Source organism: Neorhizobium sp. T25_27 (assembly GCF_002968565.1).
Classification (GTDB): domain Bacteria; phylum Pseudomonadota; class Alphaproteobacteria; order Rhizobiales; family Rhizobiaceae; genus Neorhizobium; species Neorhizobium tomejilense.
The window spans coordinates 1-241 of record NZ_PVBJ01000050.1 but is presented as its reverse complement, the minus strand read 5'-3'; the positions used below and the strand labels follow the sequence as shown (position 1 = coordinate 241).

Here is a 241-nt window from a genome sequence, read left to right as displayed (position 1 = left end):
ACATGGAAACACTGACCGAAATTGCCGCCGTGATTGCCCGCCACGTCTCGAAGGATGGCTTCCACGCCACCCCCATCGAACGGGTGACGCTTGTTCAATCCTCCACAGTGACGATGCCGATGCCGAATGTTTATCGGCCGCAACTATGCCTCGTCGCGCAGGGGCGCAAGGAGGTCACGCTGGGCGACCATGTGTTCAGATATACGCCAGGGCGCTATGGCGTCGTGACCTACGATCTGCC

1 protein-coding gene is annotated in these 241 nt (G+C 59.8%); it reads left to right on the top strand.

Annotated features, from left to right (window positions below):
• Window positions 1–241: AraC family transcriptional regulator (locus tag C5J24_RS31675; RefSeq protein WP_172724214.1), on the top strand; the 241-nt coding region annotated here is incomplete at both ends.